22 protein-coding genes and 1 tRNA gene are annotated in these 23,918 nt (G+C 50.8%); 9 read left to right on the forward strand and 14 right to left on the reverse strand.

All coding sequences use genetic code 11. From position 1 onward, the window contains the following. Window positions 1-107 precede the first annotated feature (107 nt). Window positions 108-662 (forward strand): BfmA/BtgA family mobilization protein, encoded by a 555-nt coding sequence (locus tag ACEVG1_RS13900; protein ID WP_374744348.1) that lies wholly within the window; start codon window positions 108-110, stop codon window positions 660-662. A gap of 3 nt (window positions 663-665) precedes the next feature. Next, complete coding sequence (locus ACEVG1_RS13905; protein WP_374744349.1) at window positions 666-1,652, forward strand: DUF5712 family protein; 987 nt, start codon at window positions 666-668, stop codon at window positions 1,650-1,652. 345 nt (window positions 1,653-1,997) lie between these two features. Here ACEVG1_RS13905 and ACEVG1_RS13910 read toward each other — a convergent pair whose 3' ends face one another. The 5 genes from ACEVG1_RS13910 to ACEVG1_RS13930 form a co-directional block, all read right to left on the reverse strand. Then, the gene (locus tag ACEVG1_RS13910; RefSeq protein ID WP_374744350.1) at window positions 1,998-2,882 is read right to left on the reverse strand and encodes an Rpn family recombination-promoting nuclease/putative transposase; all 885 of its coding nucleotides are present in this window, start codon (window positions 2,880-2,882) and stop codon (window positions 1,998-2,000) included. Between the two features lie 45 nt (window positions 2,883-2,927). Further along, on the reverse strand, window positions 2,928-4,145 hold the full coding sequence (locus ACEVG1_RS13915; RefSeq protein ID WP_374744351.1) for a site-specific integrase: 1,218 nt from the start codon (window positions 4,143-4,145) through the stop codon (window positions 2,928-2,930). A 314-nt stretch (window positions 4,146-4,459) separates the two neighbouring features. Then, window positions 4,460-4,531, reverse strand: a tRNA-Glu gene (locus ACEVG1_RS13920). A 95-nt stretch (window positions 4,532-4,626) separates the two neighbouring features. Further along, a complete protein-coding gene (locus ACEVG1_RS13925) occupies window positions 4,627-5,298 on the reverse strand; it encodes a class I SAM-dependent methyltransferase (protein WP_374744352.1) in 672 nt (223 codons plus the stop codon). 5 nt (window positions 5,299-5,303) lie between these two features. Beyond that, window positions 5,304-5,711 carry a DoxX family protein gene (locus ACEVG1_RS13930; RefSeq protein ID WP_374744353.1) on the reverse strand — a complete coding sequence of 136 codons (408 nt, stop codon included), beginning with the start codon at window positions 5,709-5,711 and terminating at the stop codon, window positions 5,304-5,306. 133 nt (window positions 5,712-5,844) lie between these two features. Between ACEVG1_RS13930 and metG the strand changes: the two genes are divergently transcribed. Beyond that, the gene (gene metG, locus ACEVG1_RS13935) at window positions 5,845-7,920 is read left to right on the forward strand and encodes a methionine--tRNA ligase (RefSeq protein ID WP_374744354.1); all 2,076 of its coding nucleotides are present in this window, start codon (window positions 5,845-5,847) and stop codon (window positions 7,918-7,920) included. Window positions 7,921-7,939: 19 nt separating this feature from the next. Here the strand turns inward: metG and folP are convergent, their stop codons facing one another. The 4 genes from folP to ACEVG1_RS13955 all read right to left on the reverse strand — a co-directional run bounded on the left by folP (window position 7,940) and on the right by ACEVG1_RS13955 (window position 10,713). Further along, window positions 7,940-8,746, reverse strand: a complete 807-nt coding sequence (folP, locus tag ACEVG1_RS13940; protein WP_374744355.1) for a dihydropteroate synthase — start codon at window positions 8,744-8,746, stop codon at window positions 7,940-7,942. Between the two features lies 1 nt (window position 8,747). Then, window positions 8,748-9,227 carry a DUF4920 domain-containing protein gene (locus ACEVG1_RS13945; protein ID WP_374744356.1) on the reverse strand — a complete coding sequence of 160 codons (480 nt, stop codon included), beginning with the start codon at window positions 9,225-9,227 and terminating at the stop codon, window positions 8,748-8,750. Between the two features lie 85 nt (window positions 9,228-9,312). Next, a complete protein-coding gene (locus ACEVG1_RS13950; RefSeq protein ID WP_374744357.1) occupies window positions 9,313-9,891 on the reverse strand; it encodes an L-threonylcarbamoyladenylate synthase in 579 nt (192 codons plus the stop codon). A 3-nt stretch (window positions 9,892-9,894) separates the two neighbouring features. Continuing rightward, window positions 9,895-10,713, reverse strand: a complete 819-nt coding sequence (locus ACEVG1_RS13955; RefSeq protein ID WP_374744358.1) for a 2,3,4,5-tetrahydropyridine-2,6-dicarboxylate N-succinyltransferase — start codon at window positions 10,711-10,713, stop codon at window positions 9,895-9,897. An 82-nt stretch (window positions 10,714-10,795) separates the two neighbouring features. On the opposite strand from ACEVG1_RS13955, the gene ACEVG1_RS13960 reads away from it, so the two are divergent. Then, a complete protein-coding gene (locus tag ACEVG1_RS13960; RefSeq protein WP_374744359.1) occupies window positions 10,796-11,194 on the forward strand; it encodes an RNA-binding S4 domain-containing protein in 399 nt (132 codons plus the stop codon). Here ACEVG1_RS13960 and ACEVG1_RS13965 read toward each other — a convergent pair. The 4 genes from ACEVG1_RS13965 to ACEVG1_RS13980 all read right to left on the reverse strand — a co-directional run bounded on the left by ACEVG1_RS13965 (window position 11,191) and on the right by ACEVG1_RS13980 (window position 15,545). Beyond that, on the reverse strand, window positions 11,191-11,958 hold the full coding sequence (locus ACEVG1_RS13965) for a hypothetical protein (protein ID WP_374744360.1): 768 nt from the start codon (window positions 11,956-11,958) through the stop codon (window positions 11,191-11,193). The two genes, ACEVG1_RS13960 and ACEVG1_RS13965, sit on opposite strands and share 4 nt — an antisense overlap. A 386-nt stretch (window positions 11,959-12,344) precedes the next feature. Further along, entirely contained in the window at window positions 12,345-12,839 is a 495-nt protein-coding gene (ribH, locus tag ACEVG1_RS13970) for a 6,7-dimethyl-8-ribityllumazine synthase (RefSeq protein ID WP_374744361.1), read from the reverse strand. A gap of 18 nt (window positions 12,840-12,857) precedes the next feature. Further along, entirely contained in the window at window positions 12,858-13,541 is a 684-nt protein-coding gene (locus ACEVG1_RS13975) for a tetratricopeptide repeat protein (protein ID WP_374744362.1), read from the reverse strand. Window positions 13,542-13,613: 72 nt separating this feature from the next. Next, window positions 13,614-15,545, reverse strand: coding sequence for a polysaccharide biosynthesis protein (locus ACEVG1_RS13980; RefSeq protein WP_374744363.1), 1,932 nt, complete (start codon window positions 15,543-15,545; stop codon window positions 13,614-13,616). 226 nt (window positions 15,546-15,771) lie between these two features. On the opposite strand from ACEVG1_RS13980, the gene ACEVG1_RS13985 reads away from it, so the two are divergent. From ACEVG1_RS13985 to ACEVG1_RS13995, 3 genes are all read left to right on the forward strand, one after another. Continuing rightward, window positions 15,772-16,983, forward strand: a complete 1,212-nt coding sequence (locus tag ACEVG1_RS13985) for an alanine dehydrogenase (RefSeq protein ID WP_374744364.1) — start codon at window positions 15,772-15,774, stop codon at window positions 16,981-16,983. 52 nt (window positions 16,984-17,035) lie between these two features. Beyond that, the gene (locus tag ACEVG1_RS13990; RefSeq protein WP_374744365.1) at window positions 17,036-17,908 is read left to right on the forward strand and encodes an alpha/beta hydrolase; all 873 of its coding nucleotides are present in this window, start codon (window positions 17,036-17,038) and stop codon (window positions 17,906-17,908) included. Window positions 17,909-18,071: 163 nt separating this feature from the next. Continuing rightward, window positions 18,072-18,929, forward strand: coding sequence for a glutamate--tRNA ligase family protein (locus tag ACEVG1_RS13995; protein ID WP_374744366.1), 858 nt, complete (start codon window positions 18,072-18,074; stop codon window positions 18,927-18,929). Here the strand turns inward: ACEVG1_RS13995 and ACEVG1_RS14000 are convergent. Beyond that, a complete protein-coding gene (locus tag ACEVG1_RS14000) occupies window positions 18,894-20,174 on the reverse strand; it encodes a replication-associated recombination protein A (RefSeq protein ID WP_374744367.1) in 1,281 nt (426 codons plus the stop codon). The two genes, ACEVG1_RS13995 and ACEVG1_RS14000, sit on opposite strands and share 36 nt — an antisense overlap. 89 nt (window positions 20,175-20,263) lie before the next feature. On the opposite strand from ACEVG1_RS14000, the gene ACEVG1_RS14005 reads away from it, so the two are divergent. Then, window positions 20,264-21,400 carry a tetratricopeptide repeat protein gene (locus tag ACEVG1_RS14005; protein WP_374744368.1) on the forward strand — a complete coding sequence of 379 codons (1,137 nt, stop codon included), beginning with the start codon at window positions 20,264-20,266 and terminating at the stop codon, window positions 21,398-21,400. Window positions 21,401-21,574: 174 nt separating this feature from the next. Continuing rightward, window positions 21,575-23,692, forward strand: coding sequence for a carboxy terminal-processing peptidase (locus ACEVG1_RS14010; protein WP_374744369.1), 2,118 nt, complete (start codon window positions 21,575-21,577; stop codon window positions 23,690-23,692). Window positions 23,693-23,918 lie beyond the last annotated feature (226 nt).

A 23,918-nucleotide genomic window follows, 5' to 3' on the forward strand; every position in this document is an offset into this window, starting at 1 on the left:
AAACCTGAAAGACCTATACCCACAGAACTATAAAAATAATCTTCAGGAATCAAACCTGTAGTTGGTCGGGCGGATACGGTTCATCATCCACGGGGAGGGAGGGGTAAATGGTCAGGATTGACGAGAACACGAAATCCGTCCGTTTCCCCGAGGCGGTGGACGAACGGCTCACCCTGCTTGCGCGGAAACTTGTCCGCACCAAGCGGGAAGTGGTCATGCAGATGGTGGATTATTTCTACAAAAGCAAGAAAGACCCCGCCGACCTGAACGACGAGGTGCTGAAAAAGGAACTGTCAAGCGGTATCAGCCGCATCCTCTCGTTCATCCGCAAACAGGAGGGTGATATGCTGGTGCCGATGTATTCGGCAATGGAGGAACTGATGGCCATCGCCAAGATGCAAAGCCCGCTTTTGAAGAACATCGGCAAAGGGCAGTCGGAGGCAACCATCATGGGCAGGGAAACCATCGGCTACCTGAAACTGGTGGACGGTACACTGAAAAAGATACTTGGCAACATGCGGGAAAGGGAAACATTGAAGTCCAGGTTCCGGCAGGTACTGGATTACTACATTACCCAAAGGGAAACCCTCGGCTGGCCTGTATCGGCGGCCAAAAAGGAGGAACTGGCCAAGCATGCAAGGCAATCACTGGATAATCTGTAACGTATGTACATCAACATCACCAAGTCGGAAACGGGCGACAACAAGGGCAGCAGCGGTGCGCTGGTGCATTACCTCGAAAAGGAAAACCGGATGCAGCCCGAAAACGGGATGGAAAATAAGCCGGAGCGTTGGTTCAACGGGACGGCCAACGACATCAAACCCCACGAGGTGCGGACGGGCATCGACCGCAACGTGGCCAAGCTGGGCAGGGACGACAGCAAGTTCTTCCTCATTAACGTCAGCCCCAGCCACAAGGAACTGGCGCACCTCGTGTCCAAATACGGCGAGGACGGGGCAAGGGAAAAGCTAAAGGAATTTGCCACGAGGGTAATGGACGAATATGCCCGTAACTTCAAACGCCCCGGCATCGACAGCCACAGCGATTTGCTTTGGTTCGGCAAGCTGGAAAACCACCGCTATTACGGCCACAACGACAGGGAGGTGAAAAGCGGGCAAAAGAGAAAAGGGGAACGCAAGGAGGGGCGGCAGATGCACGTCCAGATTATCGTGAGCCGCAAGGACATCACCAATAAAATCAAGCTAAGCCCGCAGAACACGTCACGCGGCAAAAACAAAGCCCATTCGCGGAAGCTGGGGCAGTTCGACCGCACGGCGTTCAAGCAGTCCGGCGAAACGCTGTTCGATGAACTGTTCGATTTTGAGCGTAACCTGAAAGACAGCCTGCAATATGCCAACACGATGAAGAACGGCACGGCACAGCAAAAAGCGCAGATGCACACGCTCACGGAATTAACCGAGCGGCATCCGCAGGGTAAGCCGTTGGCGATGGAACTGGCACATGATGTTGCCCAAGGCATGTTCGAAAGCGTGGGCGAAATGCTGACCACCACGGGCAGCATGGCTGCCGACCTATTGGGATTGCTGATGGCTCCGGTGGAGGGAGCGGGTGAGCAGCAAAGCCCCATCGAGGAGGAGGAAAAGCGGCGCAAACGGAAAAAGAAAGCGCAGTCACGGGGTATCAGGAGGTGAGTTTACGGGTGGTTCAGGGCATCCGGCCTTTGCACCGCCCGGCCAAAATTACCCACGGCGTGGGAAAGGTCAAGGGTATATAAACGCCCCCGTCCGCAGGCCTTTGCCCTCCGGCGCCCTTGACCCAATTCCCCCGCCTTGCGTTCCGGTGGCCTAAGCGGTGAAAATGCCTTTGTGTGTGCAGATTTAAAAACAAGAATACTGAAATGAACCGATATGAGCCAGTAAGAACCAATAGTGAGCCGATAGCGAAGTGTTAGTTGTGTGTGAGTGGGGCTGTAAAAGAGGGGTACGAAAAAAGCCATCCGTTTGCGGGATGGCTTGCTTTATATTGTAAGAATTCTATCAGAGCTTTTCGATTTGCTTAATGGACAGCTTGGTGAACTTGGCAATTTGTTCAATAGAGATACCATCTTTTTTCATTTCGCGTGCGATGGCAATGGCTTCTTCACGCTTCCCCCTATTCTTTTCCCTATCCAATAATAACTGTTCTATGCCCATGGTATCCCTCCTTTCTGTTAATTTTTCTACTTCTTGTTCAAAGATAGTATTTACTTCTGAATTGTCAAAGCGCACATAGTAGCGCAGGAAATTCATCAGTCCTCTGATTTTTCCCTTGGCTATTCTACGGATAAGCAATTCACGGGCCAACTGGATTTTTATCTGCAATAAAGCCTCATCACTTTGACTGCCGTTGTTTGTGTTTTTCCCCGCAAATGCTGCCTTGGCAGTTAAGACGACCAAGGCAAACGGATTGTTGCTTGCCAAAAGGGCTTCATCGTCCTGTTCGGCAATTTTGTACATATTAAACCTATACGAGATGCCTGTACCCATAAACTCTTCCTCATAGGTATTCGGTCTCGGTTTTTTGCTCGCCTCCGTCAGGATGGCATATGCAGAAATGCGCTTATGGTATTTATCAAGTATCCGGTAATAATAGGTGAACATCCGCAAGGAGAAATCCCTGCGGTAAGTGCCCTGAACTTCCACATGGATTAAAACCCATTCCTCCTTGCCGTCATGGGTATAGACCTGCGCCAGTTTGTCAACCACTTTGGGGGCAAACTCATCATCTTCCGGTGGGAACAACTGCTCCAACTCCTTGTCGAGGAACGTGATGCCCCGGTTTAAATCGAAGACTTTGTCGGCATCAGGATGGAGGAAGCGGAGGAAATCGTCAAAAACGTCTTCCAAAATCCCTTTCCATAGGTAATCGTCTTTTTGCTTCATTGTTTTGCTTGGTTGTACACGGGTAAAAATATGAATAATTTTCGGTCACATTCCGGCAAGCCGCTTCTGCAAGGCCTCCATGTCGCTGCCGATCCGCGTATCCAGCAGCTTGGCATAGTGCTGGGTGGTCTTGATGCTGGTATGCCCCAGCATTTTGGAAACCGTTTCGATAGGCACGTTGTTGGCCAGTGTCACCGTGGTGGCGAATGTGTGCCGCGCCATGTGGAATGTCAGCTTTTTAGTGATGCCGCACAGGTCGGCAATCTCTTTCAGGTAGCTGTTCATCTTTTGGTTGCTCAATACCGGAAGAACCAATCCCTTTGCTACGCATGAGGGATAGTCTGCATAGCGTCCGATGATTTCCAAGGCTCGCGGAAGCAGCGGGATATTGGAGGAAGTTTCCGTTTTCTCCCGGCTGGTCAATACCCACAACCTGCCGTCTATACCCTTGGCGATGTCCGTCTTTTGCAGCTTCCGCACATCGGCGTATGACAGCCCCGTATAGCAGCAGAATACGAAGATGTCGCGCACATGTGCCAGCCTTGTTATGGAAAATTTCTTTTGGGCTATCCTGTCCAGTTCATCGGGCGTGAGAAATTCCTTTTCCCTTGGCTTGGCTTTCGTTTTGTAGAACGCAAAGGGGTTTTCCGTAATCCATCGGTGGGCAATGCACAGGTTGACGATTTTACGCAGGTGTTTCATGTACTTGGTCGCCGACACCGCACTGCATCCCATGTCCGAGCGCAGGAAAAACTCGTAACCCGTGATAAACGCATGGTCGATGCGCCGGATGTCGATATCCGTTTCACCGAGGCATTTCGAGAGGTACGCGGTAAGATGCCCAACCGAAGTGTTGTAGCCTTTCAGCGTGTTTGGCTTGAAGCCCTTGCCCAGCAATGCTTCCATTTTCCGGTTGTGTTCGGTGAACGTTTCCATTAGGTGCCGCCGTTGCACGTCTTTGCCGAGGTACTTTAGTTTCAGCGTTTCGGCAGTGATTTCCGCGCCGTCCTTTACGAGTTGCAGGTGGGCATTGGCCACCTTTCGCTCCATCGTGTCGAGGTAGGCGTTCAGGCCACGGATATCCTCTTTGGTACCCTTGGCACGATTGGACTTGGCGTTCCAGCGTACGGGGTCGCATTCTCGGCCAGTGGACACTTCCTTGGGTTCACCGGCCACGGTGATACGCATGTAAATCGGCTTGGGGCCGCACACATAATTTTTTGGTTTCTTCAAGTAGAAGAGCAAGGAATAATTTGTACTCATGATAACACATCATTTAAGTGAAACAAAACCGAGTCCCGACTTTCGGGACGAGCTCTGCATCGCCGTTAAAAAGCAATTTTTTACCGATGCAAATTAGCCTTGCAGCCTACGGTAGTCAAGATGTTCAATGACTGAACACGTTGTTTTACAATTTGTTACAACGTTTCCAGTGAGTAAAGGTATGCGGGGAATTGACTCACTGAATTACTCACTGTTTTTATGCGAGTAATTGAATGAATCAGGATGCTGTAAAAAACAAAAAGCCCGCAAACGTTTAATTTGCAGGCTTTTGTATGTTTTGACTTCAAGATGTGTAGCCCGTAGGGGAATCGAACCCCTGTTTCAAGAATGAAAATCTTGCGTCCTAACCCCTAGACGAACGGGCCTTTTTTACTTTTTCGAAAAACACGTTTCCGTTTTTCGGTCTGCAAAGATAGAAGTATTTCTATTCGTTCCAAAGAAAAACGATAGAATTTTTGTGCTATTCTATCCGCCCTTCTGCTCGCGCACGGAGGAACACTTCCTCACGCAGCAATTCTCGCTGGCCTGCCCCGATGGTTTTATGTTCGCGGATGGTCGTATCGACCACGGTGAAGCCATTGGCGGCGAGGAGTTCTTGCGCTGCTGCCGGTGTATACAACGTAAATCCGTATGCTGTAAACGGAAGACGTTCCATAAATGCACGGCTGGCGATGGCGAGACAGCACATACCGCCCGGTTTCAGCATACGCCGGATCTCAGTGAGCTGGACACGAGGGTTTTCCCAGAAGTAAAGGGTGTTGACGGTAAGCACGTAGTCAAACGATTGATCGAGGAAAGGGAACGTCAGCCCATCTGTCCATTCGAAACATGCGCTACCGGCCTCGATGTGCTGCCTGTTGATATTCCGGGCTTCGTTAATCATCGTTTCAGACCGGTCGACACCGGTGTACCGGATGCCAGCGCCCTTGGATAGCACGTATGCGGCGAAGTTCCCATTGCCGGGGCCGATTTCCAATACATGCGCATTTGGATGGATATCCATGAGGTCGATCGCATGGCGGGTCATATCGCCGTTGCTCACATTCATGTGGGCCGCCGTTTGGATGCCCGCTTCACCTTCCGGATGAGCCAACTGTGCCGCTACGGCCTTGAAATCGATCGGTTTGTCCATGTCGCTTACCGTTTGTCTACGCTGTATTTGCCCGGGCCCACGAAAGCGAGGCCCAAGAACACCACGCCGATTTCAATGGCGTGCGATGCGCCCATGAGGCCGTCGCCCCGGCCCAGATGGGAGAGCGCGGCGATAAGCATCGTAAAGGCGAGTGCAATGGCGACAGGTCGGAAAAATAACCCGAGCAGGAAGCATACGCCACCCACGGTCTCGGCTAAAGCAGCCAGTAGCCCCCAGAACATGGGTAGAAAAGTAATGCCTATATTACCCATCGCGCTGCCCACGCCTTCCCACCGATCGGGTCCGCCTAGCAGTTTGGGGTAACCGTGCATCACAAACATGATTCCAAGACCGATGCGGATAAGTAATAACCCTGTGTTTTTAAATTTGCTCAACGATGATAGCGCAGCCATTTTTGATTGCTGATTTTGTATAACCTGCTGTTAATTTCCGCGCAAATTGACTTATCTTTGCCGTGTTTGCAAGCAATGGATTTTCATTTTTCTGTAAAAATGAACGGCTTTCCCACTAAATAACTGATATACATTGAGTAATACTGATTTACCTTTCAAGCGATATACGATTACTTCGGCCCTGCCTTATGCCAACGGCCCATTGCACATCGGGCACCTTGCGGGGGCCTATATCCCCGCCGATATTTTCGTGCGCTTCCTGCGCTTGAATGGGCGGGATGTGGTCTATGTATGTGGTTCGGATGAGCATGGTGCCGCCATCACCATCAAGGCGAAGAAGGAAGGGACAACGCCGCAGGCGATTATCGACCAATACCATGCGCAGATCAAAGCCAGTTTTGAACAGTTTGGGATATCGTTTGATATTTACCACCGTACATCTGAGCGGATACACCACGAGCTTTCGCAGGAGTTTTTCCTCAATTTATACGAAAAGGGCGAGTTTACCGAGCAGGTAACCGAGCAGTATTACGACGAAGAGTACCACCAATTTTTGGCAGATCGGTACATTACAGGTACATGCCCCAATTGTAAAAATGAGGGTGCGTACGGCGACCAATGCGAAAAGTGCGGTACTTCGCTAAATCCCACCGACTTAATTAATCCACTATCTACACTGAGTGGAAAACCCCCGGTACTCCGCGAAACCAGGCATTGGTACCTGCCATTGGATAAATACCAGCCATGGCTGGAAAAGTGGCTGCTCGAAGGTAAGAAAGATGTGTTAAAGCCCAACGTGTACGGCCAGTGCCGCTCATGGCTCAAATCGGGTTTGCAGCCGCGATCGATGACGCGCGACCTGGATTGGGGTGTGGATGTGCCCCTTGGCGATGCGGTGGGCAAGAAGCTGTATGTTTGGCTCGATGCACCCATCGGCTATATCTCGGCAACGAAACAATGGGCGCTAGACACAGGCAACGACTGGGAGAAGTATTGGAAAAAGCAGGCTAATCCGGCTGATGATGCTTGTCTGATCCACTTTATCGGTAAGGACAACATTGTATTCCATTGTATCACATTCCCCAGCATCCTCCACGCACACGGCGAGTATGTGTTGCCCGAGAATATACCGGCCAATGAGTTCCTTAACCTGGAAGGCGACAAGCTGTCTACCTCACGCAACCACGCCGTGTGGTTGCATGAATACTTGGCGGCGTTTCCCGGTAAGCAGGACGAACTGCGTTATGTGCTGACTTCCATCCTGCCGGAGACGTCGGATAGCGAGTTTACCTGGCGTGATTTCCAAGCGCGGGTCAACAATGAGTTGGTAGCCATCTTCGGTAATTTCATCAACCGTGTATTGGTGCTTTCGCACAAATATTTCGATGGCAAGGTGATGCCGGCCACAGACCTCACCGAAACGGATCGGTTTATTTTTTCCGAACTGGAACGGTACCCGAAGTACATCGCCACCTCCGTCACCCATTTCCGCTTCCGCGAGGCGTTGGCACAGTTCATGAACATAGCCCGGTTGGGCAACAAGTATTTGGCCGATGCCGAACCGTGGAAAGTAATCAAAACGGATGAGGAACGTGTAAAGACTGTATTGAACGTAGGGCTGCAGATTGCCGCCAACCTGGCTGTGCTCGCCCAGCCTTTCCTTCCCCATACCGCGCGGCGAATGGCCGAGATGTTGCATTTAGAGGAACTCGGGTGGGAGCGTGCTGGAAGTTCCACGCTTTTGCCAGCCGGGCATCAACTGGGACAAGCGCAGTTACTTTTCGAGAAGATCACCGACGAACAGGTCCATGCGCAACTCGCCAAGCTATCGCAGGCGAAAGAAGGGAATGTAAAACCCGCCGCCGCGTTGCCGGAAGCGAAAGACGTCGTCGAATTTTCCGATTTCGTGAAAATGGATATCCGAACGGGTGAAATCCTTGCGGCCGAAAAAGTGGCTAAGACCAAGAAATTGCTCAAGTTGACGATTGATACCGGGATTGACCAACGAACGGTGGTGTCGGGCATTGCCGAGTTTTTTACACCGGAGGAGATTGTGGGTAGGCAGGTGGCCATCTTGATCAATCTGGAACCGCGTGAAATCAAGGGCATCCTATCGCAAGGCATGATCTTGATGGCGGAGGATGCCGATGGCCGCCTCGACTTCGTTTCGCCGAAGACGGCTATGCGGCCCGGCAGCGTGATCCGATAGCTTGCCCGCCCGCTGTTGGTTACTTGAGTAAGGCGATGGCTTCTTTGGCAGCTTTCACATCGTGCACCCGCAGGATGTGGACGCCCTTTAACAGCAGCACGGTATTGAGCACGGTCGTGCCGTTGAGGGCATCTTCGGGTTTGATGCCTAGTTTTCTGTAAATCATCGATTTGCGTGAAATGGCACCCAAGATGGGGAGTCCATGCACGTGCATCGTTTCCAGGCGGTTGAGTAGTTCGTAATTCTGCTCCAGTGTTTTCGCAAATCCGAAACCGGGGTCCAAGATAATGTCCCGTACACCCAATTGCCGTAAGGCAGCGACCTGCTTGCCGAAGAAAAGACTGATCTCACCGACTAGATCGCTATAATCGGTCAGCCGTTGCATGGTGTCGGGCGTACCCCGCATGTGCATAAGGATGTAGGGCACCTGCAGATCGGCAACGGTGGCAAACATCTCCCCGTCTAGCGTGCCGCCGGAAATATCGTTGATGATATGCGCCCCTGCTGCAATACAGGCACGCGCTACTTTTGCGCGGAACGTATCGATGGAGAGGATAGCTTCAGGGAACCGGGAGCGAATGGCTTCGATAATGGGCAAAAGGCGGTCGGACTCTTCCCTCGCACTTACATCCGTGGCCCCGGGGCGGGATGAATAGGCACCGAGGTCGAGTATATCGGCCCCTTCGGCGAGCAATTGCTCGGCCTGTGCCAATGCAGTAGGAACCGTATGATGGCGCCCCCCATCGTAAAAAGAATCGGGCGTGATGTTCAATATGCCCATCACTTTCGGCGAGGAAAGATCGATCAGCTTGCCGCCGGCATTCATCCTATCGCACCACCACTACACCGTCAGCAATGATATTGATGTCTACTTTGGGTTCGGTGATTTTAGCGATTTCTTCGGCGTCTTTGCCTGCATCTTCAGCAAAGTGCTGTTGCTGGGCTACCGATACTTCCCGTACCTTGGCTTGGCCCTCGAGCACGACCGTTTTTCCCACGATGTTTTGTGGCATGAAAAATCCGTAATCCTTGAACCGCACCAAAATGGGGTCGCCCTCACCTTCGCGTAGTACGCGGATGAAACAGCCTTTCTTTTTGCATACTTCTACGACCTTGCCTTGTACCTTGCCGGTATAGGTAGAATCGGTAGTAAGCTTGGCTTCCAGTTGCCGTACATTGATGGCGTCATTTTTGGTAATCGCTTTGCCGTACTGAACTCCCGGCTGGGCCGAAGGGATTTCGTTCTGGGCCAGCGATACCGCCGCGAAACAACACAACGCAACCAGGGTGAATGCTATTTTGTTCATAACCTGTTGTTTTTGTCAATATGCAAACTTAGGCAAAATGCTCCGTATTCACGAATGCCTAAAGAGGCGAAAGGCAATGCGTAAATCAACGGCGGATAAATGAAAATTGGCCATCCGGTTCGAGCTTCATTACGACAGATGCCGCACCGCGCTGCGTATCGTGCTGACCGTAGGATGCCACGTAATCTACACCATCGATAACCGATTGGTCGATTTCGCTGAAGTTGGTCGCGGCCGGATGGCCGCTTAAGTTGGCCGATGTGGACACGATGGGTTTACGGAACCGTTGGAGCAAAGCCGAACAAAAGGGGTGACGCACGATACGGATACCGATACTTCCATCTTCGGCAAGGAGGTTGGGTGCTAGGTTTTTGGCCCCCGAATATACAATCGTCAGCGGTCGTTCCGTGTATTCGATGAGTTGGTAGGCAACCTCGGGTACTTCCTGTACATAGCTTGGGAGTTTGTGGTCGCTGTCGAGGAGAACGATCAGGCTTTTCGCTTGGTCGCGCCCCTTCAACCGGAATACACGCGCCACGGCATCGGTATTGGTAGCATCGCAACCGATACCCCATATCGTATCGGTAGGGTATAGGATAAGCCCTCCATTCCGTAAGGTTTCGAGGGCCTCATTGATATCCGTTGGTTTTACGTCGCTAGCCATCCGCTACACGGCTACATTGTGTTCGCGCAACGCATCGTTAAGGGAGGTTTTCTTGTCGGTCGATTCCTTGCGTTTGCCGATAATAAGGGCGCAGGGAACCTGGTAGGCACCGGCGGTGAATGTTTTGGTATAGGAGCCGGGAATAACCACAGATCGTGCGGGCACTACTCCCTTATATTCGATGGGTTCGGTTCCACTTACGTCGATGATTTTGGTCGAGGCGGTAAGTACCACATTGGCACCCAATACGGCTTCCGCTTCCACGTGCACACCTTCTACCACAATAGCCCGCGACCCCACGAAGACGTTGTCTTCGATGATAACAGGAGCAGCCTGTACGGGTTCTAGTACACCACCGATACCCACGCCACCGCTGAGGTGTACGTGTTTGCCGATCTGCGCGCACGATCCCACGGTCGCCCACGTATCTACCATGGTGCCTTCGTCTACGTAGGCGCCGATATTTACGTAGGAGGGCATCATGATGACACCCTTGGCTAAATAGGCGCCATAACGCGCGATGCCGTGGGGCACCACGCGCACACCCAACTCTTTATAGTTGGTTTTCAATTTCATTTTGTCGTGGAATACGAAGGGGCCTGTGGCCACTTCTTCCATTTGCCGGATGGGGAAATAGAGGATAACCGCCTTTTTGATCCAGTCGTTTACATGCCAACGGGAACCAATGGGTTCTGCCACCCGGAGTTCACCTTTATCCAGGCGCTGGATGACTGACTCAATCGCTTCCCGGTACTCTTTATATTCCAAAAACTGCCGGTTTTCCCAGGCATCTTCAACCAATCCTTTTAATTCTTTAATCATATCGAACCGTGTATCGAAAGTTATTCGGGCAAAGAAAGCAAATTCTTCCGACTTACGCCGCATTTTACCTAAGTTTGCTGTGATGGCTGAAGACGGAAAACTACGCATAGATAAATACTTGTGGGCTATCCGTGTATTCAAAACACGGAGCTTGGCAACGGAGGCGTGCAAGGCCGGCCGCGTGAAGCTCGATGGGCGGAGTGTCAAACCCTCGGCATTGGTTAAGGTGGGCGATGCCTACCATGTTCAGAAAGGGATGGAAAAGAAAGTGTTACAGGTTACGGGCTTGTTGGATAAGCGTGTAGATGCCAAAACGGCCGTTGCGTTTTATACAGATATTACCCCGCTGGAAGAAACCTATGCGTACACATCGATGCACCGGGCATCCGTGCCAACCCGCGACCGAGGGACGGGGCGCCCTACGAAAAAAGACCGAAGGGAGCTAGACGACTTGCAAAATGATTGGTGGAACGAAAGCTAGGGCGTGCTGAATTTCTGGCCTTCGATATGTACCAATGCCGCCGCGATGGGATAGGTGATGCTGGTTGTTGCATCGCTGCCGGTAAAGCGTGTAGGCAATGCCAGGCCACTGCCAATCGCCTTATAGCCGCCTATGGAAAATGCAACGGTCCCGCGGTTGGGTCGCCATTGGTGTATCCGGCCGGTTTGTGAGTCGACATATAATTGGCCCGCTACGGACGACTCGAAGCTGGTGTGTCTATTCTCGATGGCAACAACCGTAAACCGTTGCGATCCGATCAGTTTATCGCCCGTGATTTTATAGGAAACTTGGTCTCCCTCCAAAACGGTGGGCAAGAATAGGAGCTGGGCGTCCCGGTTGAACTCTTCGATGATTTCGGAAACAATATCATGCGTGGTGCGCGGGTTTTCAAGTTTGGTGTCATTGATGTATACCGTCCCTTCGCCTGTTTCGATATTGAAGAGGACAATGACTGCCTCATCGTCCGTAGTAATGCCGTCAAAGCGGCAATTTCCCGTTTGTTTGTCCCAAAGGTATTTGCGCTCGCCCTGCGCGAAAGAATGATTACCCCCCTTGCAGCTGAACATGAAATACCGGGCGTTGTGCCAGTTCTCACGTCCGCCCACGGCCTCCCAAAGCTTATCTGCGAGTTTGATTTCCGTGCCGGATGGGGCATCTTGCCCGTTTACGGCAGTGGTGCAGCAGCACACGGCAATCAGTAGGCTTAGCTTGAGTTTGACGGAATATAGCATTATCTTTATCATGCTTATTTTTCAGTGCGACGTTATACTCGACAGCCTGAAAACGCGGCAGGTATTGATGACCGCAGGAACTACCTGTTTAACCGATGGTAACAATTACCGGAGCCGTTTTGTTTTGGGATACGTATTGTAGGCCGGGCAGGTCTTTGGCGAACAGGACTGCATTGACAGTGATACGAGTACAAATAACGCGATGCCGATGGTAAATATCCTTTTCATTCGAAAATAGTTATGCATTTAGTTACCTGCTTTCAATGGCATTCATGAATGCTTCGCAGTTTATTCTTTAATGGCCCCATGGGACCTGCATTTTCATTCGTACCATTTGCTTTTCAGCGGTGATGAAACTTGCGATCTAGCGCAGGTTTCATATGATAGCGGACTGCCTATTACGGTTGATGGGAGCCACTCAATGCTGCCATCTGGATGGCGGTAATGGCGGCTTCTTCGCCCTTGTTGCCATGCTTCCCTCCGGCTCTGTCTAGCGCTTGCTGCAGATTGTCAGTTGTTAAAACGCCAAAGATAGCAGGTTTATTGTGCTTGAGTGCAACTTGGGTAATGCCGTGGGCAACGGCGCTGCAAATGAAGTCGAAATGCCTGGTTTCGCCCTGAATAACGCAACCGAGGCATATGACTGCGTCCAATTGCCTATCGCGAAGGAGGATATCTGCCCCGCCCGTGAGCTCATAGCTGCCGGGTACCTGCACCACCTGGATGTTTTCCTCCGATGCACCGTGTTTTATCAAAGCCTCATAAGCGCCATCCAGCAAAGCTCCGGTCACTTCGGCATTCCATTGAGAAACAACAATACCGAATCGGTACGGAGCGGCTGATGCCACTTCGATGTGGGAGAAATCCGACAGGTTTTTATGGTGACTTGCCATATGCAATCAAAGCAACGGCTACAACTGTGCCTCCGCCCGGGCGATGAAACTTTCGATAGAAGTGGCCTCGTGGCTTTCCGGGTAATCAGACTGGATACGCTTGTAGGCCGCTACTGCATTTTTGAAATCGTTTTGTGCTTCGTACACCAACCCCAGTTTCTTGAGTAGCAATGGTGATGTAAATGCGTTTGCATTTTTGTCTGCAGCTTTTTTGTAGAACGACGCTGCTTTTTTATAGTCTTTCAGCTCGGAGTATGCGTCGCCAAGAAGGCCGATAACCAGCGGATCGAGTATGACACTACCTGTATTGGTGTATTGTTCCAATGCATTGATTGCCTCTTGGTAGTTGCCTTGGCGGAGGTATAGCCCCCCTAAATAGGCATTGGCGATATTGGCCGATTTGGTGTTTTCGTAGGCGGTTGCTATTTCCTTGAAACCAGGATAAGACCCATCCCCGTCAATGGCGCGTTGTTGGAGGGAATCGATCGTTGCATACGATTCAGCCTTAAAAAGTTGGTTGGCTGCAGTTTCAGCACGCGGTGCGAGGTAAAAACGTTGGTAGCCAATGTAAAGTAAAATTAGCACGACGATACCGCCGACAATGAATACCAAACTCTTCTGGTTCTCTAAAATGAAACTGCCGCTTCCGGGGCGCTGGGCGTTGCCCGGCACCGTTGCCTTATGTTTTTGATTGTTTGACATTTCTGTTTCTAAATTCGGACTGCAAAAATACACTTTTACAACTTATATACAAGTGCTTTTTGCATGCGCTGGTCAAACGTCGATGCCATTTTTGTGTTTTTGGTCGAGTTCTTCGTAGATGGAGTTGTTGCTTTTGAATTCAGGCACCAGTTCTTTCATTTTTAGGACGATTTCCCGCTCATTTTGATTCTTCGTCATGTTGATCAGTGCATCGATCTGTGTTTCCACTTGTTCGAAATCATACTCGCGCACTTTCGCAACCATGATTTTATGATGGTGTGTGGGGAGGGTGTTTTCCAGATCGTTGAGCAACTCTTCGTATAATTTCTCACCAGGCCGTAACCCCGAATATTCAATGGAGATGTCTTTATTTGGCACCAAGCCAGACAGTTTGATCATTTTATTTGCCAACTCAACGATTTTGACCGATTTGCCCATATCGAACACATAGATTTCTCCACCTTTGCCCATGGAGCCAGCTTCCAGCACCAGTTGGCATGCTTCAGGAATGGTCATGAAATACCGGGTGATTTCGGGGTGGGTAACCGTAACGGGCCCACCTTTTTCAATCTGGGCCTTAAACCGGGGGATGACTGAGCCATTGGAACCCAGCACATTTCCGAACCGGGTAGTAATAAACCGCGTGTCTGCCATTCGGGCATTTCCATTGAGCAGCGCACGTGTATTCGAAAGGTAGTTGAAATAGGTCTGTACGTAGATTTCGGCGATACGTTTGGAGGCTCCCATCACATTCGTAGGGTTGACCGCTTTGTCGGTGGATATCATGACAAAGTTTTCCGCCCCGTGGGCAACGGCCAGGCGTGCAATGAGCCGGGTACCCATAATATTTGTCCGAACGGCTTCTACCGGGTGGTTTTCCATCATGGGCACATGCTTATATGCCGCCGCATGGTATACATAATGGGGTTTAAAGGTCTTAAACAGCGCTTCCATGCGCTCTTGGTCGCGTATATCCCCGATGAATGCGTGGTATACTTGATTTTTCTGTAAATCTTCCAGTTCCAACTGCAGTTCATGCAACGGCGTCTCGGCCTGATCGTTGAGAATGATCATTTGAGGGTTGTACTTGCCCAGTTGGCGCGCTATTTCACTGCCGATGGATCCCGCAGCCCCGGTAACCAATATCCGTTTGCCAGCCAGTTGCTGTTGGATAGAGCGGTTGTTGATTTTGATGGGCTCGCGCTCAAGCAGGTCTTCGATCCGTAACTTCTGGATCTGATTGGGGGTCAACTCGCCATTGATCAGGCGGTGTACAGGAGGCATCGTTAGCACGTTGATGTTGCGTTCCAAGCAAAGATCGACAATGCTCGCCTTTTTCTCTATCGGTATATTATGGGAAGAAATGATGAGTTCATCTACTTTGCCCTGTACGATAAGCTGCTCGAAATAATCGGTATGGTAAATGTGCACGCCATCGATGATTTTGCCCACCTTCTGCAGGTTGTCATCGATAAATCCAACGACTACGTTTTCAGCGTGATGGTCATGATCCAATGTGCGTTTGGCCGCAATACCTAAATCGCCCGCGCCATAGATAACGGTCTGTTTGCGGGTTGACTTCAGGTTCTTAATATAAAGGAAAAACAATTTAACCACGGAGCGGTAGGTGATCAGAAGCAAGAAACTCATCAGGCCATAAGCGATCAACAAGCTGTTGGACATTAATGGCGACTGATTGAGCGCGATTAGGACCGTATTGATCAAAAACATCCCGGCTACGCTCAATGATACGGACGAGAGGATACGGACCGAGTCTAGTGCACTGGTGTAGCGGACAATGCCGGCATACATTTTTAGCCGATAGAACACGGTAGCGCTTACACCCAGTACGACCAATAGCTTCCTGCTGAAATCGGCGGAATTGATGGTATCGTAGGCAAATCGGTTTAATAAAAGATAGGCACAGAATAAAGCCACTGCACTACAGCACAAGTCTAGCGTAAAGATAATCCAGCGAGGGACGATATTGAATCTATCAAACATCCAATGTGATTAACATGCAGCGTTTGTGACGGCGCTGTACTGTAAATGCGCTTCAAATATAACTATTTTATATTACCAAACAAGACTGCGTATATTTTAAGTCGTTCTCGTAAAGCAAGTTGGGCGGCCTACTTCTTCTATTCCTATCTAAATAGCGCTCATTTTATTAAAAGTTTGATTATTTTCGCATAATGAACCTTAATGTTTTGGATAAAGTGAGCGCATCATGAATGAGCTATCGAAGTTGGCGCGACAAGCGTTGCTGCAGCCGCAGGAAGCACTGCTTGAGACGGGAAAGAAGAAGGACAATCTTTACATCGGCATACCCAAAGAAATCAGTTTTCAGGAAAACCGCGTTCCGCTGACGCCGCTTTCCGTTGCGTTGCTTGTAGAGTACGGTCACCGGGTAGTGTTGGAAAGCGGGGCAGGCGATGCCGCAAACTTCCTGGATCATCATTACAGCGAGCAGGGAGCGCTTATTGTACACGATAAAGCGGAGGTGTACAAGGCGGACATCATCATTAAAATCGCCCCCCCAACCCTTGAGGAGGTGGATATGATGCGGAGCGGGCAAGTGCTGCTCTCGTCTCAGCAACCGTCGTTGATGAGCATCGACCTGCTACATGCGCTCATGAAGAAAAAGGTAACAGCGCTTTCGTATGAATACCTGCGCGATGAAGGCAACACGCTTACCGTGGTGCGCGCCATGAGTGAAATTGTTGGGGCGACATCGGTCTTGATCGCCGCGGAATACCTGAGCAACGTTTTTGACGGAAAGGGATTGATGCTGGGCGGGGTTACAGGTGTGCCGCCTACGGAGATGGTGATCCTTGGTGCGGGCACGGTAGGCGAATTTGCCGCGCGCACCGCCATTGCATTGGGTGCACAGGTGAAGGTTTTCGATAGTTCGGTGTACCGCTTGCGCCGTTTGCAGAACAATGTGGGGAGCCGTGTATTTACATCGGTGATTCAACCGATCGTACTCCGTAAGGCCGTAATCGGGTGTGATGTGGTTATCGGCGCCATCCGTGCAACCCATGGGCGTAGCCCGTGCATCATTACCGAAGAAACCGTATCGCGGATGAAACCCAACTCCGTACTGATCGATATCAGCATTGACCAAGGGGGGTGTTTCGAAACATCGGAAATCACCAACCACGAATCGCCGGTATTCCGCAAATATGAGGTAATCCATTACTGCGTGCCGAATGTCGCGTCGCGGGTGGCGCGCACTGCCACCTACGCATTGACCAATATCTTCACTCCGATATTACTAGACATCGGTGAGATGGGTGGGATTATGAATCTCATCTGGGCAAAGCCCGGGGTACGAAATGCAATCTACCTGTACCAAGGGCACCTCACGAATAAGGATATGGCAAATAAGTTTAATTTGACACCCAAAGACCTCGACCTGCTGGTCGTATCCAACCACTAAATGAAAGCCCATGCAATACGTAAAATGGATTTGTTGTGTAACCTTGTTAACGATGAGTACATGGGTTGCATATAGCCAAAACGAGATGGCGCTGTATGACATGGAAGTGCCCAATAGCAAAGCCTTTTCAATCGACTATGTGCAAACCACCGACGATAACGGCATTACGCGCGTAGCGGGGGTAACCAACCCAACGCTGACAGCCTATTTTCCGCCCGAAGGGGTGGCCAATACCGGTAAAGCCGTCATTATCTGCCCCGGGGGTGGGTACGCCATATTGGCCATTTCCCATGAAGGGCACGATGTGGCGCGATCGCTGGCAGCACAAGGCATCAGCGCGTTTGTGCTCAAGTACCGACTGCCAAAAGATGAGATCATGGTAGATAAGCGCATCGGCCCCTTGCAGGATGCGCAGCGGGCCATCCAGTTGGTGCGCGAGCGGGCTTCCGAATGGGGGATATCCGAAAACCAGATTGGTGTCGCCGGTTTTTCGGCCGGCGGGCACTTGGCCGCTACGTTGTCTACCCACTACAAGGATGCGGTGATCCCTAATCCGAAGCATACCTCGCTACGGCCTGATTTTTCATTGTTGATTTATCCGGTGATCAGCATGCGGGAAGCGATGACGCATGGTGGATCAAGGACAAATTTGTTGGGCAGCGAACCCGCAGAAGCCGACATAACGCGGTTTTCAAATGAACTGCAGGTGACGAATGATACGCCACCAGCGTTTCTTGTGCATGCCGAAGATGATACGGGAGTGCCTATTGCCAATAGCGAGGCGTATGTCGCTGCACTCAAGCAGCACGGTGTCGATGCCAAACTCCTTACGTACCCTAAAGGAGGGCATGGCTTCGGGCTCAACAATAGAACCACCGAAGATAAGTGGCTCGACCATTTTTTAAGCTGGCTGGCCGCCCATTGAAGCGGAAAAGGTAAGCGGGGCCATCGGTTGGTTTTTTGACACGTCATTGGCCACGGTGTAACATATCTACGGCGATCATATTTATCTGATAGACGCAGTGGCTTGGGAAAAGCTGCACGTAAATAGAAAAGCACTGGAAAACGGAAATCATTAGTTTTGCGTTATGCAGCAATTCGTACGCAGCCGCCTTGCTCCCACACCCAGTGGCTACCTGCACTTGGGCAATGTGCTTTCGTTTGCAATCACGACGGTACTGGCACGGCAATCGGGAGCCCGCGTGATGCTGCGCATTGACGACCTGGACCAACGGCGTGTACGGGAGGCGTACGTGGCTGACATCTTCGAAACATTGGCATACCTCGATATACCGTGGGATGAAGGACCGCTAGACTATCGGGCATATGAGACGGTCTACTCGCAGATCCACCGGGTGGGGCTATACCGCGATGCGTTGCAGCAGTTGAGGGCCCAAGGGGTGGTTTTTGCGTGCGATTGCTCACGGGCTGCGGTGCGCCACGAGCATCCGGCGGGGGTATATACAGGTAGGTGCAGGCATCGCGCACTGCCTTTGGACGGCCCGGGTTACTGTTGGCGTATCGATACAGATAAAGCGGACCTTCCGGCAAGTATGCGCTATTTCATCGTACGGAAGAAAGATGGGATGCCGGCCTATCAACTGACTTCGTTGGTTGACGACCTGCATTTTGGCGTAGATTTAGTGGTGCGTGGGGAGGATTTGTGGGATTCGACAATGGCCCAACTGTTTTTGGCCGATACGTTGGGGCATCAACGGTTTCGCCAGGCATCCTTTGTGCACCATACGTTGTTGGAGGCCGATGCCGGTGAAAAGCTATCCAAATCGGCAGGAGCGACATCGGTGCACTACCTCCGTAACAAAGGATATTCAAAAACAGCTATCTATCGGATGGTGGGTGAAGCCGCAGGGTTGCCGCAACCGATTTCATCTTGGGCAGATTTAAGCCCGTTAATATCCGTATTTATTCTTCCAATTAGACCGTAGTTTCTCCCGTAGTTTTTCTTCCGTGGGGTTTTTGCCCGGGTCGTACAGTTTGGTGCCGCTCAGGCCGTCAGGCATAAATTCCTGATCTACGAAATTTCCGGCATACGCATGTGCGTATTGATAATCTTTCCCGTAGTCCAACTGTTTCATTAACTTGGTAGGGGCGTTCCGTATCGGAAGGGGAACGGGCAGGTCGCCCGTTTGCTTTACCAATGCCTGGGCTTTGTTGATGGCCTCGTAGGCCGCATTGCTTTTGGCTGACGAAGCCAGGTAAGTAACGGTTTGCGAAAGGATGATGCGCGATTCGGGCCAACCGATTACATTGACCGCCTGGAAACAGTTATTGGCCAGCAACAATGCATTGGGGTTGGCATTGCCGATGTCTTCGGAAGCGAGGATAAGCAGCCGGCGGGCAATGAATAACGGATCTTCGCCACCCTCGATCATGCGGGCAAGCCAATATACGGCGGCGTTCGGATCGCTACCCCGGATCGATTTGATAAAAGCCGATATGATGTCGTAATGCTGCTCGCCGGTCTTATCGTACCGGGCCATGTTCTGCTGGACCTGCTTGAGCACGAAATCGTTGGTGATTTCCAGCGCCGCACCGCCGGCCGCATTGATTACTAACTCCAGGATATTGAGCAGCTTGCGGGCATCACCGCCCGAGAGCCGCAACAATGCGCCGTACTCTTTGACGGCGACAGGCAAATCGCGCAAGTATTCATCTTCTTTCAGCGCCTTATCGATAATACTTATCAGTTCGGATTCTGTAAGATGCTCCAACACATATACCTGGCAGCGCGAAAGCAATGCGGAAATAACTTCGAAAGAAGGATTCTCGGTGGTCGCTCCAATCAACGTGACCAATCCCCGTTCGACCGCCCCGAGGAGGGAGTCTTGTTGCGACTTTGAAAAGCGGTGGATTTCGTCGATGAATAAAATGGGCTGCTCCTGTTGGAAGTTGCGCAGTTGGGTGGCCTTGTCGATGACCTCCCGAACGTCTTTCACGCCCGAGTTGATGGCGCTCAAGCTGAAAAACGGCCGACTCAATTGCTTGGAAATGATTGATGCCAGTGTCGTTTTACCCACACCGGGCGGCCCCCATAAAATCATGGAGGGAATGTTCTGCTGATGGATGGCTTGGTACAACACAGCTCCTTTGCCAATGATGTGCTGCTGCCCCACATAATCATCGATCGTGGTGGGGCGCATCCGTTCTGCCAGTGGAATTTTCGTTGCCATGATTCTTAGCAAAAGTAAGCGGATTTATGGTATGTAACGAAAAAATAAGGAACAATTTTTGTATCTTGGTGCGCTGATTGGAATGATATATGAAGGTAAAACAACGGCTGTGGCGATTTTCAGGATGCTTTTGCTTCTTTTTGTGGGGTATTTCGTCTGTTGTTTTCGCCCAGGAAGGTGTCGATTTCTCAGGCTTTATAACCAAATACGATCGTACTTTTTCGGGAATAGGACCGGAAGTCTATTTTCTCCCGCCACCCAAAACGGAGGCGGAATTATTGGACGATCGGTATGCGGAAAAGGAGGTGGATTCTGCATTGGTAGAGGAATACGTAAAACGGATGCAGTATTACCATCGCTTGGAAATGACCGGCAACGGGGATGTGGCAGTGAAGTATGTACCCATCCGTGAAGCACAAGTATCCAGTGTGGAAGGCAAATTACTGATGGCAGCAGATTACAACGTTGCCAGCAACAACATCAATGCATTGGCCGATATCCAAAACAGGTTAGCCATGGAGTATATAGCTATCGGAACAGTGGATGTTGCGGTTGAATTTTTCGAAAGGGCTATCCGGACCAAAAAGGCAATGAATAACATGGCTGACTCGGAAACCATCACGCGTAACCTTGCCGTTGCGTATGAATACCTTGGCCAATTGGACAAGGCGTATGCGCTGCGGGAGCAACTATATGAGCGTGCTGCTAAAGGCCGTGACCATAGCGATGAAGCAAGCGCCTTGATGGAACTCGCGTTGATTAAAGCCAAGAAAGGGGGATGGAGCGAAGCAGAGCGCGATATTATTCGGAGGGTGGTTCCTTTATTCCGGCGGGGCCGGGACGAAGCGGGCCGGGCTTCGGCATACAGCACCTTGGCAGCCATTTATACACTTCAGCATAAATACCCCGAAGCACAATGGTTTCTGGTGCAGGCCAAAACCATCGTTGATCGGGAAGGTATTAGCGAACAGTTGCCCGAGATTGTCTTCCACTTGGCTGAAACAAAGAAATATGCGGGTAACCCGCGGGTAGCCATTGAAGAATATAAGATGGCCGACAACTTGGCCAAGAAAGACCACCGGATTGGGATGCAATTGGCTATCCAAGACGCGCTGGGCAACCTATACCACGAGGCGGGCGATTACGACGGAGCGGCACTTGCACTCAATCAGTACGACATGCTGAAGAAAATATTGTTCAAAGGGGTGATGCCCATGGACAATTGACTCGGAAGGATGCACGTTCTGTAACAAACCGAAGTCAAACCCATAGGATGGCAAAATAGGTAATAAAGATAATTGGATTTTTAGTTACATTTAGCGACTTTAGTGTTGAATAAGGCGGGGTTGCGAGGTTGATCGCAATCGGGATAAAGGGATAGAATTACCAGTATGGAGAATATGTTGAAGAAAGTTTTTTTTGGGTTATTTGTGGTCGCAATAGCGGCCTGTGGATCCAAACCACGGGTCAACCTGGATGCGGAAGTGGGTGCTTTGCAGCCCACAGCGCAGCATGCGGTGATCGCAAAGGATGTTGTGGGGTTGTTTGAATCGGTAAGCTACAAGAAAGTCCCTTTCAATGATTCCATTTCATCGATCATTTTTGATAATTTGATCAAAGCAGTAGACCAAGGCAAGAACTACTTGATGCAAGCGGATATCGATGAATTTGAACAATATCGGAATACGCTGGCGCAGGATTTCCGAAGCGGCGACCTTAGTGCAGCCTACCATATATTTAATGTTTACCTAACGCGCTATCTCGGGCGGCTGGACTACGCACTTGGGCAGGTAGCGGCCCCTCACGACTTTTCGGTAGACGAAACGTATGTTTACAACCGGGAAGACGCGCATTGGTTTGCATCGGAGGCCGAGGCCGATGAACAATGGCGCAAGCGGGTTAAATATGATTTGCTCAACCTACGTATCAGCGGCGATGGAAGCGACTCGACGGCGGCCAAGCAGCAGGAGACGCTGACCAACCGGTATAAGAACCTCATTTCGATGGCTAAGAAAACCGACAACAACGAGGCGTTTCAGGTGATCATGGCAGCACTTACCGATGCCATTGATCCACATACCAGCTACTTCAATCCGTACTTTGCACAACGGTTTAACGAGGAGATGGCCAATACGTTTGAGGGTATCGGTGCCCGGTTGACCATTGAAAACGAAGTAGTGAAAGTGGCAGATGTGATCGTTGGCGGGCCGGTATACCGGGAGAAAGCGTTGCAGATCGACGATCGTATCATAGGCGTAGCACAGGGTGCCGAGGGTGAGTTTGAGGATATCATCGGGTGGAAACTGGATCATGCCGTAGCCAAGATCAAGGGGCCGAAAGGTACCGTGGTGCGGTTGAAGGTAATCCCTGCCGGGCAAGAGCTTACTGCCGAACCTAAAACCGTATCGCTCACACGCGACCGGGTGGTTATCGAAGACGAGTCTGCCAAACGAGAAATCAAGGAAGTAGTGGGCGATGATGGGAAAACATATCGGGTAGGTATCATCAGCCTTCCGAAATTTTATATCGATTTTGATGCGTATCGCAACAACGACCCGAATTATAAAAGCACCACCCGAGACGTGCGCCTATTGCTCGATTCGCTCAAGCAGGAAAATGTGGATGCGGTGGTGATGGACCTCCGGTTCAATGGCGGTGGTTCGTTGCAGGAATCCATCGAACTGACGGGATTGTTTATCGATAAAGGTCCGGTGGTACAAGTACGCGACACACGCAACCGCATCGAGGTAAACAGCGACCGCGAGGATGAGGTGGCTTGGGATGGTCCGCTGGGCGTCATTATTAATCGGTTCAGCGCTTCTGCGTCTGAAATCTTTGCTGCTGCGATACAGGATTATGGCCGGGGGATTATTTTAGGCTCCCAATCGTATGGCAAAGGGACGGTGCAATCGGCTATCGATATGAGCCGGGTTATCAGCCCGACCGACCGCATATTGCTCAAGGCAGGGACGAACGACGCTGCCGGCTTGCCGGTAGGGGCGCCCCAATTTGGACAGATTAATATTACACTCGCCAAGTTTTACCGCATTACGGGCAGCAGTACGCAGCATAAGGGCGTGGAACCGGATATCGTATTCCCCTCGATGTACGCTGCCGATAAGTATGGGGAAAGTTCGGAGCGCTCCGCATTGCCTTGGGACCAGATATCGGCCACTGATTTTGCACCGGTTGCTGATTTGGACCCCCTGCTTGGTCAGTTGATAACAAAGCACGAAAGCCGAATGGATGGTTCGCCGGCCTATAAGTTTTTGCTCGAGGATATCGAAACGGTGCAGACGCAGGAAACGGAGACTACGGTGACGCTTTTGGAAGAAAGGCTCAAGAAAGAACGCGAAGAGACCCGTTTGAAACGGAAGGGTCGGTCTGATGCGCTGCAGCAAATGAAGGTTAAACTCCCGCTTGGCGGTGCGGGCATGGCCGTGGATGAGGGACTCGATTTCATCCAAGAAGAAAGTCTTGCTGTAATGGCCGATTACGTATCGTTGATAAAGAAGTAGCACACTAACGAACACCTTCTTTGTGAACCACCTGTTTTGAAGCAGGTGGTTTTTTTTGTATGCATCCATAGTCCCGCGCCCGGTACATAGAAGACTTGCTTGACGCCCGCCAACTAATACCAATTGTCAACTACCAGGGGAGAGCGGGCGGATATTCTGTACTTCTAATTGACTAGTAGACTACATCATTACCTCTCATAACAAATAGTGTATTAGATACACACAT

The sequence above is a fragment of the Parapedobacter sp. 2B3 genome, from assembly GCF_041925275.1.
GTDB classification, from domain to species: Bacteria; Bacteroidota; Bacteroidia; order Sphingobacteriales; family Sphingobacteriaceae; genus Parapedobacter; species Parapedobacter pyrenivorans_A.